Genomic DNA, 14,958 nt, shown 5'->3' on the forward strand with positions numbered 1-14,958 from the left:
CGATCGACGGCATCTGCATGCGGTGCCGGCACCACTCATTGCCGATTCATTGCCCTGTGACTAAGTTCAAGCACTTGCAGTATCTTGCTGCGGACCTACTTCGGAGCCCGCTATGCCCCTCCTGCCGCGCCTCGCCCTGTTGTTGAGCACCGTGTTGTTCGCTGGCCACGCCGTGGCCGGACCGGAAGAGGACGAGCGCGCCCGCAACGCGCTGCGCGTGCTGACCGACATCCAGCGGATCCCCGAACAGTCCATCCCCGACAAGCTGCTCGACGAGGGCCGCGCCATCGTGGTGATCCCGGACACGCTCAAGGCCGGGCTGGTGATCGGCGGGCGTCGCGGCCACGGCCTGATGTCGGTCAAGCGCCCCGACGGCACCTGGTCCAACCCGGTGTTCGTCAAGCTCACCGGCGGCAGCATCGGCTTCCAGGTCGGCGTGCAGTCCTCCGACGTGGTGCTGGTGTTCCGCAACGACCGCAGCCTGGACAACATCGTCAACGGCAAGTTCACCCTCGGCGCCGATGCCGGCGTCGCCGCCGGCCCGGTCGGGCGCAACGCCGCCGCCGCCACCGACGGCCAGCTCAAGGCCGAGATCTGGTCGTGGTCGCGCGCCCGCGGCCTGTTCGCCGGCGTCGCCCTCGACGGCGCCGCGCTGCAGATCGACGATGCCGCCGACCTCAATGCCTACGGCCCCAACACCACTCCGCGGATGATCTTCGAGGGCCGCACCGCGAACCGGCCGTCCAACGACATCGTCGCCTTCCGCGACAAGCTCGAGGAAGCCACCTACGCCGCGCGGCAGAGCCGTGGCACCGATGGCAGCGGCAACCCGGTCGCCGCCCCGGCACAGGCTGTTCCGGCGCCGCAGGCCACGCCGGAACCGACCGTCGCGCCCGACGCCGCCGCCAGCACCGTGCCCCTGCAGGGCCAGACGCAGCCGGCGCAGCAGGGCTTCCAGCCGGTGTCCGACGGCGAGATCCGCACCGAGAAGCTCGACGGCGATCGCTGAGCGCCGTTCCCAACGCCACCTGTCCATCCCGCCGTGCAGGCACGCCTGCATGGCAGGGAAAGGTAACGCGGCGCGGCGCGGTGCGTTATCCTGCGGGTTCCTTACGACTTTTCTGCGAGCGGATCATGGGCAGTCTTAGCATCTGGCACTGGCTGGTCGTGCTGGTGATCGTGCTGCTGGTGTTCGGCACCAAGCGGCTGACGAGCGGCGCCAAGGATCTGGGCAACGCGGTCAAGGAATTCAAGAAAGGCATGCGCGACGACGACAAGCCCGCCGGCCAGCTCGGCGACGAGACGCGCAGCAGCAGCGAGCCGTCCCGCCAGACCCAGGCCGAACGCGACCGCGACGCGCACTGACGGGACCCCGCCGGCGTGTTCGATATCGGATTCAGCGAACTGCTGGTGATCGCGGTGGTGGCCCTGGTGGTGCTGGGGCCCGAACGCCTGCCCAAGGCGGCGCGCTTCGCCGGGTTGTGGGTGCGCCGCGCCCGCGCGCAATGGGACTCGGTGAAGCAGGAACTGGAACGCGAACTGGAAGCCGAGGAACTCAAGCGCAGCCTGCACGACGTGCAGAGTTCCCTGCGCCAGGCCGAGACCGAACTGCGCGACAGCGGCCAGGAATTGCAGCGGCAGACCGAGGCGCTGCGCCGCGAGATCGATCCGAATCCTCCGGTGGCGCCTGCCGACACCACGCTGACGGTCGCGCCGGCAGCGGCCACGGCCACCGTCACGGCCGACAGCTCGATGCCGCACGCTGCCGACACGGCCACGTCCCTGCCGACGCCGCCGCCCGCGGTCGCGCCCGCAACGTCCGCCGTGCCGGCCGCCGCGCGCGGTGCGGCCGCACCGCATCCGGCGCCCACGCCCGCGACCGTGCAGACCGGCCAACCGCTCTCCGATGACCCGGAGGCGCCGCGATGAACGTCGAAGCCGAAAGCAGCCTGATCGAACACCTGATCGAACTGCGCGCGCGGCTGATGCGCGCGCTGATCGGCCTGGGCGTGGTGGTGGTGGCGCTGCTGCCCTTCTCCAAGCGCCTGTACTCCTGGCTGGCCGAGCCGATGCTGGCGCAGTTGCCGGTGGGCCAGAGCGTGATCGCCACGCACCCGGCCGGCGCGGTCATCGCCCCGCTGAAGCTGGCGTTCTTCCTGGCGCTGTTCCTGTCCGCACCGTGGCTGCTGTACCAGGCCTGGGCCTTCGTCGCCCCCGGCCTGTACCAGCGCGAGAAGCGCCTGGCGCTGCCGCTGCTCGCTTCGGCGGTGGTGCTGTTCTACCTCGGCTGCGGCTTCGCCTACTTTCTGGTGTTGCCGGCGGTGTTCCACTTCCTGACCACGTTCAAGCCGGACGTGATCCAGCTCACCCCCGATGCCGGCGCCTACCTGGACTTCGTGCTGGCGATCTTCTTCGCCTTCGGCGCCAGCTTCGAGTTGCCGGTCGCCCTGGTGATCCTGTCCCTGCTCGGCTGGGTCACGCCGCAGCAACTGCGCGAGGGCCGCGGCTACGCGGTGGTCGGCATCTTCGTGCTGGCCGCGGTGCTGACGCCACCGGACGTGGTCTCGCAACTGATGCTGGCGATCCCGATGTGCCTGCTGTACGAGCTGGGCATCCTGGCGTCGAGCTGGCTGGTGTCGAGCCAGGCGCGTACGCAGTAAGCGAATGCGGCGGTAGACCGCGCGAGCGCTTGCGGTGATCTGGGATGCGAATTACGGCACCACCGTAGCGGGTGACGTATAAAAGTCCCCACGGCCGGCTGCACGCCGTCGTTCCGAACACACCGCAACGGACGCCCCCCTCGGGGCCGCGAGTACGCCAAGGAAGGTGCCGCGTGCGAATGACTGCCGGTACACACGACCAAGACCATTCCCTTGCGCGCATGCCGATCGCGCATGCGCGGGTGCTGTCGCTTGCGCGACGACGTGGTCTGCGCATTCAGCGGTGCGATGCGCTACCACAGCGCGGCGCGGACCCCGTTACGGCGCGCCATGCGCAGCCATTTCGCCAACACCACGCCTGAGTAAGAGGGATGTGTTGTCGGCGCGTGCCGGCGCCGGATCGCGCGCTCCGCGCACACGGCGTCGGAGCCGTATCCGATCACAGGAGCATCGGCACCGGGCCGCATTCCGGCCCTGCCGACACGGTCATGGAAGACCGTATTCGTGGCGGTGCGCACTTCCACGCCGCCACACCCCCGGTCCCTAGCGGACGGGCAGGCCGGGAGCGCGCAGGAGGTCGCGTCGACCCGGCTTCTCTCGCAATGAAGCAGTATCCCAATGACCAAGGAGCACGTCATGAAACGTCTGGCTGCACTGGGATTTACCTTGCTGGTATCGACCGCGGCGACCGCGGGGACGCCATCGTTCCAGAAAATGGACGGGAAAGCGAAGTTCATCAACGGCGACAATCTGGTGACCGGCGTGTCCGCGGAAACGGCACCGCCGACGGACACGCGCTTGCAGAGCCCGCAACAGAAGGCCGCTGGCCTGAGCGCGGTGATGGTCACCCGCAATGGCGACCAGTACGCGTCGCCGGCAAGCGCGGAGGACGCGGCACTCTTCGAAGAGGCGATCAAGGCGATGGAACTGCTCGGCCGCATGCCGAACGCCGTGCCCGGCACGCCGCCGCTGCGTCCCACCGACCACGGTGACGGCCGCGCCGTCCCCAACGTGGTGATCGGGACCGACGAGCGGGCACAGGTGACCACCACCACCGCCGCGCCGTACTGGCACATCGGGCGCATCGCCATCGGCTGCACCGGAACGCTGATCGGGCCCAAGCACGTCCTGACCGCCGGCCACTGCGTGTCCAATGGCGCGGGCAGCTGGTATTCCAGCCTCGACTTCACGGTGGCCCAGAACGGCAGCTACCAGCCGTGGGGAACGGCGACGTGGGCGCGTGCCATCACCACGACGGCGTGGCTCAACAACGGCGACAGCAACTACGACTACGCGCTGATCGTCCTGAGCACGGCGCCCCATGGCGGCAATGCGGGCTGGGGCACCTACTCGGGAGGCACCCACACCATCACCGGATATCCGGGCGACAAGCCGTTCGGAACGATGTGGAGTGCGTCCGGGGGCGTCTCCACCAGCGGCTCCTACCGGCTCTGCTACACCATCGACACCAGCGGCGGCAACAGCGGGAGCGGCATCTACGACAGCGGCTACGTCGTCCGCGGCGTCCACACCACCGGCTCGTCGAGCCAGAACTGCGGGACGCGGCTGACCAGCACCGTCTTCAACACGCTGCAGAACTGGATCGCCGACAACCCGTGACGCGCACAAGGTCCCGATCCTGAGTGACAGCGCCGTGGTGCAGCGGGCGACTGCGCACCACGGCGTTGGCCGAACCCGCGATGCAGGAGGAGGTGGAGATGAGACAAGTGCTTGCCGCGACGCTGCTACTGCTGGCCGGCTGCAGCCTCGGCGGCAGCCCGGCCGCCGATCGCGAGCCGCTGGAGTCCGCGCTGATTGTCGGCAGCGCGCAATCCCCGGACCCCGTGCTGGCCCGGGTCATGGAACTGAAGGCGCGGGGCGTGGTGGAGGACGTCGTGGTGTACGAGTCGTTCCCCGTGCAGATCCGCCTGCGCGCATCCCGGCGGGTGATCGACGAACTGCAGGCGATTCCGCGGGCGGCCCAGCGCGCTCCCGGCGACGGCAGCGGCCGCCGCTGAGTCAGCCGCGATCAGGCTTCGATGACATTCGCTGGCGGCGCGACGGCTGCAGCATCGCCGGCGTGCACGAACATCTGCTTCCAGGCCACGTACACGATGCCGGCGATCGTCGGCGCCAGCACCGCCATCAGCAGCACCTGGATGATCAGGGCCGTCATCGTGGTGCCGACCAGCAACTGCAGCACCAGCATCACCACGGCCAGCGCGAAGTAGAACGCGAACATGGCGAGGAAGGCGAGCACGAAGAACACCAGCATCGCCGGCAGGTTGTGCAGGCAGGCGCGCAGGCCGTGACCGATGGCGGCCACGCCATTGCGGCCGTCGAACATCACCTGCGGCGCGAACAGGAACAGGGTCAGCGCCACACCCACCACACCCACCGCCACCAGCATCAGCCACAGCACGATGCGCAGCGCCGGCAGGGTCGCGATCAGCTCCTCCACCTGCTTCGGATCCGGCTGCGCGCCGGACTGGCCCAGTTCGTTGAGCTTGAGCATCACCGTGTTCAGCTGCATCAGCCCCTCCGGACGGATCACCACGACGGCGAGGATGGCCAACACCAATCCGGCGATCGCCTGCGGCAGCACCGCCACCAGCAGGTTCGGCGCGCGGCTGCCGTGCAGGCCCTGCAGCAGGTGCGCCGGCTCGGCGCTGCGGCCTTGGTCGACCTCGCGCACGGCCCACACCAGCCCGCCGAACAACAGCGGCCCGGCCAGCCCGATGAGCAGTTGCGCGAGCATGCCCAGGATCGGGTGGAGGGCGCTCAGGAACACCGCAAGCAGTGTCGCCAGGCCCCAGATCACCCCCAGCCGGCCCAGCGCCCACGGCGCCCGTCGCAGCAGGGACACACCACCCAACAGCCATTCCGCGCCGGCCGAGGCCGGCAGCTTGCGAATCTCGATCATTGCCAATCCGAAGTGGGAGACGCCGTACAGCGCGGCGACTGCACAGATTATCGCGGTTTTGCCTGGCCGCTGCTGTGCTGCCCGCGTGCGTGCTGAACGAAGCGCCGCAACAGTTTGCGCGCCAGCGGTGCGGCGCTGACCTCGCGGGCGATGGTACGGGCGCAGCGTCCGGCGCTGCGTAGACAGTCCGCGCGCGCCTGCACGTAGCCGCGCATGTGGTGGGTGGCGAACTCCGGATGGAACTGCACGCCCCAGGTCGCCTCGCCCCAGCGGAACGCGTGGCACTGGTCCTGCGCCGAGCGGGCCAGCACCGTGGCGCCGGCCGGGGCGCGCAGCACCGTCTGCAGATGCGTGGCATGCGCGGGGAAGCGCTCAGGCAGGCCGGCGAACAGCGGGTCTTCGGCCGCCGGCGGATGCAGTTCGATATGCACGGTGCCCGATTCGCGCCCGGCCGGGTTGTAGGCCACCTCCCCGCCCAGCGCGTGCGCCAGCAGCTGGTGGCCGTAGCAGATGCCCAGCAGCGGCGTGCCGTCCTCGGCGGCCGCGCGCAGCCAGTCGGCCGAGCGCTCGCTCCAGTCGGCGCGGTCGGTGACGAACGCCGCCGAGCCGGTGACGATCACCCCGGCGAAGTCGTCCCGCGCCGGCAAGGCTTCCCCGGCGGCGACATTGGCCACCACCGTGTCGCGCTCGGCCAGGCCGGCGGCGACGCGGATCCAGTGCGGGAAGCGTCCGTAGCGCCGCATCGTCGCCACCGGTTCGCCGGTTTCGAGGATCAGGAAGGGCGCAGCACGGCGACGGACGGGAGAAACGAACGGCATGGTGGGATTCTAGACGCCGTCGCCATGGATTGTTCAAGGCCGCGCGGCGGTGGCGGCATAGCCATATAACTGGCGATCATGAGGCGGGGAAGCCCCCTGCGCTCACTCCCGCGGCGGCAGCACCGACAGCACTTCCTCGATGGTGGTCAGCCCGGCGGCCACCTTTTCCAGGCCCGCACGGCGCAGGGTGCGCACACCCTCGGCCTGCGCGGCACGGCTGAAGCCGGCCAGGTCCATGTCGGCGCGGATCAGGGTGCGCAGGCGCGGGGTCACCGGCAACAGCTCGTACAGGCCGACCCGGCCCAGGTAGCCGGTGCGGCGGCACTCCAGGCAGCCGACCGGGGCGTAGGGTTGCGGCGTCTCGGGCAGGGCCTCGCCCGGCTCGCGCAGCGCGTCCCACTCGTGGGCGTCGAGGGTGTGCGGGCGCTTGCAGTGGCCGCACAGGGTGCGCACCAGGCGCTGCGCCAGCACGCCGTTGAGGGTGGAGGCGACCAGGTAGTGCGGCACGCCCAGGTCGAGCAGGCGGGTGATCGCCGAGGGCGCATCGTTGGTGTGCAGGGTCGACAGCACCAGGTGCCCGGTCAGCGAGGCCTGCACCGCCATCTGCGCGGTTTCCAGGTCGCGGATCTCGCCGATCATGATGATGTCCGGGTCCTGCCGCAGCAGGGTGCGCACGCCGCTGGCGAAATCCAGGTCGATGTTGGTCTGCACCTGCATCTGGTTGAACTCGGTGGCGATCATCTCGATCGGATCCTCCACGCTGCACACGTTCACGTCCGGCGTGGCCAGGCGCTTGAGCGTGGAGTACAGCGTGGTGGTCTTGCCCGAGCCGGTGGGGCCGGTGACCAGCACGATGCCGTGCGGGCGTTCCACCAGCGCGTTCCAGCCGGCCGCTTCCTGCGCGCTGAAGCCGAGCTGGTCCACGCTCTTGAACGCGGCGTCCGGGTCGAAGATGCGCATCACGCACTTCTCGCCGAAGGCGGTGGGCATGGTCGACAGGCGCATCTCGGTCTCGCGCCCGCCCGGCGAGCGGGTCTTGATGCGCCCGTCCTGCGGCCGCCGCCGCTCGGCCAGGTCCATGCGCCCAAGCACCTTGATGCGGCTGACGATGGCGGTCATCACCGCCGGCGGCACTTCCAGCACCTTGTGCAGCACCCCGTCGATGCGGAAGCGCATGCGTCCGGCCTCGCGCCGCGGCTCCAGGTGGATGTCGCTGGCCCGCTGCTCGTAGGCGTACTGCAGCAGCCAGTCGACGATGTGGACGATGTGGTGGTCGTCGGCGTTGACGTCGCCGCCGCGGCCCAGTTCCACCAGTTGCTCGAAGCTGGGCAGACCGCTGCTCTGTTCGGTGCGCCCGTCCTTGGCGCCGCGCACCGAGCGGGTCACCCCGAAGAACTCCATCGTGTAGCGATGCAGATCCAGCGGGTTGACCACCACCACCTCGATGCGGCGCCGCGCCAGGTGCTGCACGTCGCCCAGCCAGTCCAGCGCCAGCGGTTCGCTGGTGGCCACCAGCAGGCGCTCGGGCTGCAGGGCCAGCGGCAGGATGCGGTGGCGGCGCGCATAGGCGTGCGAAACCACGCCGGTGACCGCGGCCACGTCGACCCGGGTCGGGTCGATGCGCAGGTAGCGCAGGCCGCAGCGCTGCGCCAGCCATTCGGTCAGCCGTTCCAGGCTCAGCTCGCTGCCCGGCGGGCGGGTGGCGGCCAGTTTCAGGTTGGACAGCAGCACCAGCGGATGCACGTCGCTGACGGTGCGCGCGGTCTGCGCCGAGAACTGCACGCGACCACGTTCGGCCGGCGCGACCAGGCCGTCGGCGAGCAGTGCGGCGGCCACGCGCTCGAAGCTCAGCCGGCCCGGCGGCAACGCCACGGTGGGCTCGGCGGGCGACGACGCGGGGGGCGCGGCAGGGCGCGAATCCATGGTCCAGGTCCGGTGCGCGGAAGTCCCCGCGAGTCGGTCGTTATACTAGCGCACCCCTCAACCGGCCCCTGCTTGATGTCCGTCTCCCGGTCCGTACCGATCACGTTCCAGGGTCTGATCCAGACCCTCAACCAGTTCTGGGCGCAGCACGGCTGCGTGCTGATCCAATCGCTGGACCTGGAAGTGGGCGCCGGCACCTTCCATCCGTCCACGTTCCTGCGTGCGCTCGGACCGGAGCCGTGGAACGCGGCCTACGTGCAGCCGAGCCGCCGCCCCACCGACGGCCGCTACGGCGAGAACCCGAACCGCCTGCAGCGCTACTACCAGTACCAGGTGGCGATGAAGCCGAACCCGGACAACATCCAGCAGCTGTACCTGGATTCGCTCAAGGCGCTGGGCATCGACCCGCTGGTGCACGACCTGCGCTTCGTCGAAGACAACTGGGAATCGCCGACGCTCGGCGCTTGGGGCCTGGGCTGGGAGGTCTGGCTCAACGGCATGGAAGTCACTCAGTTCACCTACTTCCAGCAGGCCGGCGGCCTGGAGTGCAAGCCGGTGCTGGGCGAGATCACCTACGGTCTCGAGCGGCTGTGCATGTATCTGCAGAACTGCGACAACGTCTACGACCTGGTGTGGACCTACGGCCCGGACGGCACCCCGGTCACCTACGGCGACGTCTACCACCAGAACGAGGTGGAGCAGAGCGCGTACAACTTCGAGCACGCCAACGTGGCCGAGTTGTTCCACCGTTTCGACGCGTGCGAGCAGGAAGCGCAGGCGCTGGTCGAGGTCGGCCTGCCGCTGCCGGCCTACGAACAGGTGACCAAGGCCAGCCACGCCTTCAACCTGCTCGACGCGCGCCGCGCGATCTCGGTGACCGAGCGCCAGCGCTACATCCTGCGCGTGCGCGCGCTGGCGCAGGCGGTGGCCAAGGCCTACTACGCGCAGCGCGAGAAGCTGGGCTTCCCAGGCGTCAAGAAGTGATGCAAGCCCCTCTCCCCCCGGGAGAGGGGTTGGGGTGAGGGTACGCCGGCACGCACGGCCGGATGCTCCCGACTCCCCAGGCGCCCGCACCCTCATCCGCCCCTTCGGGGCACCTTCTCCCGCAGGGAGAAGGGAAAAACCGCTAGCAAGGTCCGACACATGAGCCAACACCTTCCCCTGCTGATCGAACTGGGCACCGAGGAACTGCCGGTCAAGGCATTGCCGGGCCTGGCCCAGGCGCTGTTCGACGGCGTGATCGCCGGGCTGGAGAAGCGCGGCATCGCGGTCGAGCGCGGCGACGCCAAGCCGCTGTCCACGCCGCGCCGGCTGGCGGTGCTGCTGCCGGGCGTGGCAGTCGAGCAGCCGGAGCAGCGCGCGGAAGTGCTCGGCCCCTACCTCAACATCGCGCTGGACGCCCACGGCCAGCCGACCAAGGCCTTGCAGGGTTTCGCCGCCAAGGCCGGGATCGACTGGACCGCGCTGGAGCGCACCAGCGACGCCAAGGGCGAGCGTTTCGTGCACCGCGCGGTGAACCCGGGCGCGCGCACCGCCACGCTGCTGCCGGAGATCCTGCGCGAGGCGATTGCGGCGATGCCGATCCCCAAGCCGATGCGCTGGGGCGATCACGACTACGGCTTCGCGCGGCCGGTGCAATGGCTGGTGCTGCTGTTCGGCAGCGAGGTGGTGCCGATGCCGCTGTTCGGCGTGGAGGCCGGCCGCGACAGCCGCGGCCACCGCTTCCTGCACGACGCGCCGGTGCCGCTGGCGCAGCCGGGCGACTACGTGGCCGCACTGCAGGCCGCGCAGGTGCTGGTGGACCCCGACGTGCGCCGCACGCGCATCGTCGCCGAGGTCGAACAGGCCGCGCGCGAAGCCGGCGGCAGCGCGCGCATCGCCGCCGACAACCTGGAGCAGGTGGTGAATCTGGTCGAATGGCCGTCGGCGGTGCTGTGCAAGTTCGAGCCGGCGTTCCTGGCGGTGCCGCAGGAAGCGCTGATCGAGACCATGGAGAGCAACCAGAAGTTCTTCCCGGTGCTGGACGACGGCGGCAGGCTCACCGAGCATTTCATCGGCATCGCCAACATCGTCTCGCGCGACGTGGCCGAAGTGGCCAAGGGCTACGAGCGGGTGATCCGCCCGCGCTTCGCCGACGCCAAGTTCTTCTTCGACGAAGACCTCAAGCAGGGCCTGGAGGCGATGGGTGCCGGCCTGGCCAGCGTCACCTACCAGGCCAAGCTCGGCAGCATCGCCGACAAGGTGCAGCGCGTGGCCGCGCTGGCCGAGGCGATCGCCGCGCAGGTCGGCGTGGACCCGGCGCAGGCGCGCCGCGCCGCCGAGCTGAGCAAGAACGACCTGCAGTCGCGCATGGTCAACGAATTCCCGGAACTGCAGGGCATCGCCGGCCGCCACTACGCCGTCGCCGCCGGCGAACCGAGCGAGATCGCCCTGGCGATCGACGAGGCCTACCAGCCGCGCTTCGCCGGCGACGACATCGCGCTGTCGCCGCTGGGCAAGGTGCTGGCGATCGCCGAACGGCTGGACACGCTCGCTGGCGGGTTCGCCGCTGGGTTGAAGCCGACCGGAAACAAGGATCCGTTCGCCCTGCGGCGCAATGCGCTGGGGTTGGCGCGGACGGTGATTGAAAGTGGATTTGATGTGGATGTGAAGACGCTCCTGTCGACGGCTGCGACCCAGGCGATGGAGGCAATTCGGCGTTCCGTCCTGCTGAAGAAGCTGGACGCAGCAGCAGAGGCGAAGCGCGAAGGCGCTGAGACTGCACCCGGGCAACATCAGGTGGGTACGATTTCGCTGGAGCAGGTCGAAGAGATCTTCGACTTCATCCTCGACCGCCTGCGCGGCTACTACGCCGACAAGGGCGTGCCGGCGACGCAGTTCAATGCAGTGGCCGCGTTGTTCTCGGTCGCGGCTGAAGCCGCTCCTACGACGGCGTCCCCAACCGCGGCGCTCGGCTCGCTGTACGACTTCGACCGCCGCATCGACGCGATCGGTACCTTCGCCGCGTTGCCGGAGGCCGAGGCCCTGGCCGCGGCCAACAAGCGCATCCGCAACATCCTGCGCAAGGCCGAGGGCGAGATTCCGGCACAGGTCGACGCGGGCCTGCTGCGCGAGCCGGCCGAGCGCGCGCTGGCCGAGGCGGTGGAAGCGGCGATCGCCGAGACCGACGGCGCCCTGCGCCAGCACGACTACGTGACCGTGCTGAACTTCCTGGCGCGGCTGCGCCCTCAGGTGGATGCGTTCTTCGATGGCGTGATGGTCAATGCCGACGACCCGGCGCTGCGCCGCAATCGCCTGGCACTGCTCAAACGCCTGGGCGACCGCCTCGGCAGCGTCGCGGCGATCGAACACCTGTCGGCGTAAGCAGCAGAAGCGTCGAACCGGAGACGGGCCGCCTTGCGCGGCCCGTTCTCGTTTCAGCGAGATGGCTGCCGCTGCGATGTGCGGCGTCCCACTGGCTTCGGCACACTGCACTGCGTCGGGACTGAAGTCCCTCCCACAGTGCAATCTCACTGCTGTCCGCAAGCCCCTGCAGGCACGTTTGCTTGCGTTCCCAACACGCGTGGACGCGTCCGCATCAAGCCCCTCTCCCTTCGGGAGAGGGGTTGGGGTGAGGGTACGGCGCGAAGCGACGCGCGGAGTAGAGTTCACGAGGCTTCGCCCCTACCCTCATCCGCCCCTTCGGGGCACCTTCTCCCGAGGGGAGAAGGAACAGCCGACTAGCTCCTCTGCGTGGTCCCGAGGGGAGAAGGGAGCGGCGCGACGCACCCCGCCGTGACGAATCCCCAATCCCAACTCCCCAATCCCGGCTCTCAATCAAACAACGCCTGGATCGCCGCCAACCCGGCATTGGCGCGCTCCTTCTTGCGCGCCGCGTCGGCCACCGGGTCGGCGCCGTCGCGCTGCATTTCCTCGGCCGGGATCTCGTCGAAGAAGCGGCTGGGCTTGAGCCGGATGTGCTCGCCGAACTTGCGCGTGAGCTTGCTGTAGCTCATCCACAGCTGCTCCTTGGCGCGGGTGATGCCCACGTACAGCAGGCGCCGCTCCTCCTGCAGGTTGCCCTCTTCCAGACTGACCTCGTGCGGCAGCACGCCGTCCTCGCAGCCGACGATGAACACGTAGCGGAACTCCAGGCCCTTGGAGGCGTGCATGGTCATCATCCGCACCTGGTTGCCGCCATCGTCCTTGTCGTTGCGCGACAGCAGCGCCAGCTGCGCGGCCAGGTCGCCGACGGTGGCGCCGCGTGGGCCGCCCTCGAACCACTTGGCCAGTTCCTCCAGGTTGCCGCGGCGGCGCTGGAAGCTCGCTTCGTCCTTGCACTGGCTGCGCAGTTCGCGGATCAGCCCCGACTGCTCGGCGAGTTGGCGCACCACGTCGGCCGAGGACAGCGTGGTCGAGGCCGCGCGCAGTTCGTGCAGGATGTCGACGAAGTCGCTCAGGCCGTTGGCCGCGCGCGGCGGCAGCTGCTGCAGCGCGCCCACCGACTCGGCCGCACGCGACATCGGCAGGTGCTTGGCCGAGGCCAGCTCGGCGAGCTTGGCCAGCGAGGTCGCACCGACCTCGCGCTTGGGCGCCTGCACCGCGCGCAGGAACGCCGCGTCGTCGTCGGGATTGACCAGCAGGCGCAGCCAGGACAGCACGTCCTTGACCTCCTGCCGCTCCAGGAACGCGGTGCCGCCGGTGATGTGGTACGGCACGCTGGCCATCTGCAGCGCCTTTTCCAGCGGCCGCGACTGGAAGTTGCCGCGGAACAGGATGCAGAAGTCGCTCCACGGCACCTGCTTGGCGGTGCCCAGGTAGGCGATCTCGGCGGCCACCTTCTCCGCCTCGTGCTCGCTGTCGCGGCACTCCCACACACGGATGCGCTCGCCGTCGGCCTGGTCGCTCCACAGCGTCTTCAGGTGCTCGTGCGGGTTGTGCGCGATCAACGCATTGGCCGCGCGCAGCACGCGGTTGGAGCAGCGGTAGTTCTGCTCCAGCTTGATGATCTGCAGGGCCGGGTAGTCGCGGCCCATCTGCATCAGGTTTTCCGGGTTGGCGCCGCGCCAGGCGTAGATGCTCTGGTCGTCGTCGCCCACGCAGGTGAAGTTGCCGCGCGGGCCGGCCAGCATCTTCAGCAGCCGATACTGCGCGTCGTTGGTGTCCTGGCTTTCGTCCACCAGCAGGTAGCCGATGCGTTCGCGCCAGGCCATCACGATGTCCTCGTTCTCCTCCAGCACCTGCACCGGCAGGCGGATCAGGTCGTCGAAGTCCACCGCGTTGAAGGTGCTCAGCCGTGCCTGGTAGCGCTCGTACAGGCTGGCCGCTTCCTGCTCGCGATTGCTGCGCGCCGCCGCCATCGCCTGCTCCGGCGACAGCCCGGCGTTCTTGGCGCGCGAGATCAGGTTCTTGGCGTCCTCGATCGCATCGGGCTTGGCCCCAGGCATCAGGTCCTTGATCTGCGCGGCGGCATCGTCGGCGTCGAAGATCGAGAAGCCGCGCTTCAGGCCCACTGCGGCGTGTTCGATCTGCAGGAACTTCAGGCCCAGGGCGTGGAAGGTACAGATGGTCAGGCCGTCGGCGGCCTCGCTGCGGATGCGCTTGGCCACGCGCTCGCGCATTTCCTTGGCCGACTTGTTGGTGAAGGTGATCGCGGCGATGCGCTTGGCCGGGTAGCGGCCGCTGGCGATCAGATGCGCGATCTTTTCCACGATCACGCGGGTCTTGCCGCTGCCGGCGCCGGCCAGCACCAGCAACGGACCCTCGCAATGCAGGACCGCGGCGCGTTGGGGAGGATTGAGACCGTGCATGAAGACTTCCCTTGGCCGCCTATTGTACCGGGCGTCCGCCGGCGGCGACGTCCCCGCCGTGCCCCTGCGCTGAACCGGTTCGCGAAGCGCAGGCCGGCCGGGGCGGGCGGCCCCCGCGCTAGAATCGGCGGCATGGCGAAACTGTATTTCTACTATTCGGCGATGAACGCCGGCAAGACCACCACGCTGCTGCAGTCGGCGCACAACTACCGCGAGCGCGGCATGCGCACGGCGATCCTGACGCCGCGGCTGGACCATCGCGCCGGCAGCGGCGTGGTCGCCTCGCGCATCGGCCTGCGCGCCGACGGCATGCCCTTTGTCGCCGACACCGATCTGCTGGCCACCATCGAGGCCGACATCGCCAGCCACGGGCCGCTGCATTGCGTGCTGGTGGACGAGGCGCAGTTCCTCAGCCGTGCGCAGGTCTGGCAGCTCAGCGAAGTGGTCGACCGGCTGCGCATCCCGGTGCTCTGTTACGGCCTGCGCACCGATTTCCGCGGCGAACTGTTCGAGGGCAGCCAGTACCTGCTGGCCTGGGCCGACGAACTGCAGGAGATCAAGACCATCTGCCACACCGGCAGCAAGGCGACGATGACCGTGCGTGTGGACGAACACGGCCACGCAGTACAGGACGGCCCGCAGGTGGAGATCGGCGGCAACGAGCGCTACGTGTCGGTCAGCCGCCCGGAGTTCAAGAAGATCATGCGCGGCGAAGGGCGCATCGATCCGCTGCAGATCGCGTTGCCGCTGTAACCCGAATGTCACCGCTGACGCACCGAGGCCGACGCCGCCGCGCCTGCGCCATCAATTTGTGGATTGCGCCGGGTAGCATCCCTGGAACCACG

General features: G+C 69.3%; 13 protein-coding genes. 9 read left to right on the top strand and 4 right to left on the bottom strand.

Going from position 1 to position 14,958, the window contains the following annotated elements; translation table 11 throughout:
- The first annotated feature begins 112 nt into the window (after positions 1–112).
- The 6 genes from PG878_RS20650 (at position 113) to PG878_RS20675 (ending at position 4,678) form a co-directional block, all read left to right on the top strand.
- On the top strand, positions 113–1,009 hold the full coding sequence (locus PG878_RS20650) for a lipid-binding SYLF domain-containing protein (protein WP_209030026.1): 897 nt from the start codon (positions 113–115) through the stop codon (positions 1,007–1,009).
- A gap of 125 nt (positions 1,010–1,134) precedes the next feature.
- Entirely contained in the window at positions 1,135–1,365 is a 231-nt protein-coding gene (gene tatA / locus PG878_RS20655) for a Sec-independent protein translocase subunit TatA (protein WP_010340619.1), read from the top strand.
- A gap of 15 nt (positions 1,366–1,380) precedes the next feature.
- The gene (gene tatB / locus PG878_RS20660; protein WP_209030025.1) at positions 1,381–1,929 is read left to right on the top strand and encodes a Sec-independent protein translocase protein TatB; all 549 of its coding nucleotides are present in this window, start codon (positions 1,381–1,383) and stop codon (positions 1,927–1,929) included.
- A complete protein-coding gene (tatC, locus tag PG878_RS20665) occupies positions 1,926–2,660 on the top strand; it encodes a twin-arginine translocase subunit TatC (RefSeq protein WP_209030024.1) in 735 nt (244 codons plus the stop codon). Before tatB ends, tatC begins: the two co-directional genes overlap by 4 nt.
- A 636-nt stretch (positions 2,661–3,296) precedes the next feature.
- Positions 3,297–4,280 carry a trypsin-like serine peptidase gene (locus PG878_RS20670; RefSeq protein ID WP_244672487.1) on the top strand — a complete coding sequence of 328 codons (984 nt, stop codon included), beginning with the start codon at positions 3,297–3,299 and terminating at the stop codon, positions 4,278–4,280.
- A gap of 98 nt (positions 4,281–4,378) precedes the next feature.
- Positions 4,379–4,678, top strand: a complete 300-nt coding sequence (locus PG878_RS20675; RefSeq protein ID WP_209030022.1) for a hypothetical protein — start codon at positions 4,379–4,381, stop codon at positions 4,676–4,678.
- 11 nt (positions 4,679–4,689) lie between these two features.
- Here the strand turns inward: PG878_RS20675 and PG878_RS20680 are convergent, their stop codons facing one another.
- The 3 genes from PG878_RS20680 to PG878_RS20690 all read right to left on the bottom strand — a co-directional run bounded on the left by PG878_RS20680 (position 4,690) and on the right by PG878_RS20690 (position 8,324).
- Positions 4,690–5,583 carry a BPSS1780 family membrane protein gene (locus tag PG878_RS20680; RefSeq protein ID WP_209030021.1) on the bottom strand — a complete coding sequence of 298 codons (894 nt, stop codon included), beginning with the start codon at positions 5,581–5,583 and terminating at the stop codon, positions 4,690–4,692.
- 47 nt (positions 5,584–5,630) lie between these two features.
- Entirely contained in the window at positions 5,631–6,401 is a 771-nt protein-coding gene (locus PG878_RS20685) for a glutamine amidotransferase (RefSeq protein WP_209030020.1), read from the bottom strand.
- A 102-nt stretch (positions 6,402–6,503) separates the two neighbouring features.
- Positions 6,504–8,324 carry a GspE/PulE family protein gene (locus PG878_RS20690; RefSeq protein ID WP_209030019.1) on the bottom strand — a complete coding sequence of 607 codons (1,821 nt, stop codon included), beginning with the start codon at positions 8,322–8,324 and terminating at the stop codon, positions 6,504–6,506.
- Between the two features lie 75 nt (positions 8,325–8,399).
- Here PG878_RS20690 and glyQ point away from each other — a divergent pair, with 75 nt between their 5' ends.
- Complete coding sequence (gene glyQ / locus PG878_RS20695; protein WP_048491716.1) at positions 8,400–9,308, top strand: glycine--tRNA ligase subunit alpha; 909 nt, start codon at positions 8,400–8,402, stop codon at positions 9,306–9,308.
- Positions 9,309–9,467: 159 nt separating this feature from the next.
- Entirely contained in the window at positions 9,468–11,687 is a 2,220-nt protein-coding gene (gene glyS / locus PG878_RS20700) for a glycine--tRNA ligase subunit beta (RefSeq protein ID WP_209030018.1), read from the top strand.
- Between the two features lie 449 nt (positions 11,688–12,136).
- On the opposite strand, the gene rep is transcribed toward glyS, so the two are convergent.
- Positions 12,137–14,113 (bottom strand): DNA helicase Rep, encoded by a 1,977-nt coding sequence (rep, locus tag PG878_RS20705; protein ID WP_010340793.1) that lies wholly within the window; start codon positions 14,111–14,113, stop codon positions 12,137–12,139.
- A gap of 132 nt (positions 14,114–14,245) precedes the next feature.
- Between rep and PG878_RS20710 the strand changes: the two genes are divergently transcribed.
- Complete coding sequence (locus tag PG878_RS20710; protein WP_209030017.1) at positions 14,246–14,866, top strand: thymidine kinase; 621 nt, start codon at positions 14,246–14,248, stop codon at positions 14,864–14,866.
- The last annotated feature ends 92 nt before the right edge of the window (positions 14,867–14,958 follow it).

Origin of the sequence: Xanthomonas hawaiiensis (assembly GCF_031834635.1) — a bacterium.
Classification (GTDB): Bacteria; Pseudomonadota; Gammaproteobacteria; order Xanthomonadales; family Xanthomonadaceae; genus Xanthomonas_A; species Xanthomonas_A sacchari.

Coding starts and splice junctions, on each gene's coding strand:
- PG878_RS20670 (WP_244672487.1), top strand. CDS start 3,297: ATGAAACGTCTGGCTGCACTGGGATTTACCTTGCTGGTATCGACCGCG.
- PG878_RS20710 (WP_209030017.1), top strand. CDS start 14,246: ATGGCGAAACTGTATTTCTACTATTCGGCGATGAACGCCGGCAAGACC.
- rep (WP_010340793.1), bottom strand. CDS start 14,113: ATGCACGGTCTCAATCCTCCCCAACGCGCCGCGGTCCTGCATTGCGAG.
- glyS (WP_209030018.1), top strand. CDS start 9,468: ATGAGCCAACACCTTCCCCTGCTGATCGAACTGGGCACCGAGGAACTG.
- PG878_RS20680 (WP_209030021.1), bottom strand. CDS start 5,583: ATGATCGAGATTCGCAAGCTGCCGGCCTCGGCCGGCGCGGAATGGCTG.
- tatA (WP_010340619.1), top strand. CDS start 1,135: ATGGGCAGTCTTAGCATCTGGCACTGGCTGGTCGTGCTGGTGATCGTG.
- tatC (WP_209030024.1), top strand. CDS start 1,926: ATGAACGTCGAAGCCGAAAGCAGCCTGATCGAACACCTGATCGAACTG.
- glyQ (WP_048491716.1), top strand. CDS start 8,400: ATGTCCGTCTCCCGGTCCGTACCGATCACGTTCCAGGGTCTGATCCAG.
- PG878_RS20685 (WP_209030020.1), bottom strand. CDS start 6,401: ATGCCGTTCGTTTCTCCCGTCCGTCGCCGTGCTGCGCCCTTCCTGATC.
- PG878_RS20690 (WP_209030019.1), bottom strand. CDS start 8,324: ATGGATTCGCGCCCTGCCGCGCCCCCCGCGTCGTCGCCCGCCGAGCCC.
- PG878_RS20650 (WP_209030026.1), top strand. CDS start 113: ATGCCCCTCCTGCCGCGCCTCGCCCTGTTGTTGAGCACCGTGTTGTTC.
- PG878_RS20675 (WP_209030022.1), top strand. CDS start 4,379: ATGAGACAAGTGCTTGCCGCGACGCTGCTACTGCTGGCCGGCTGCAGC.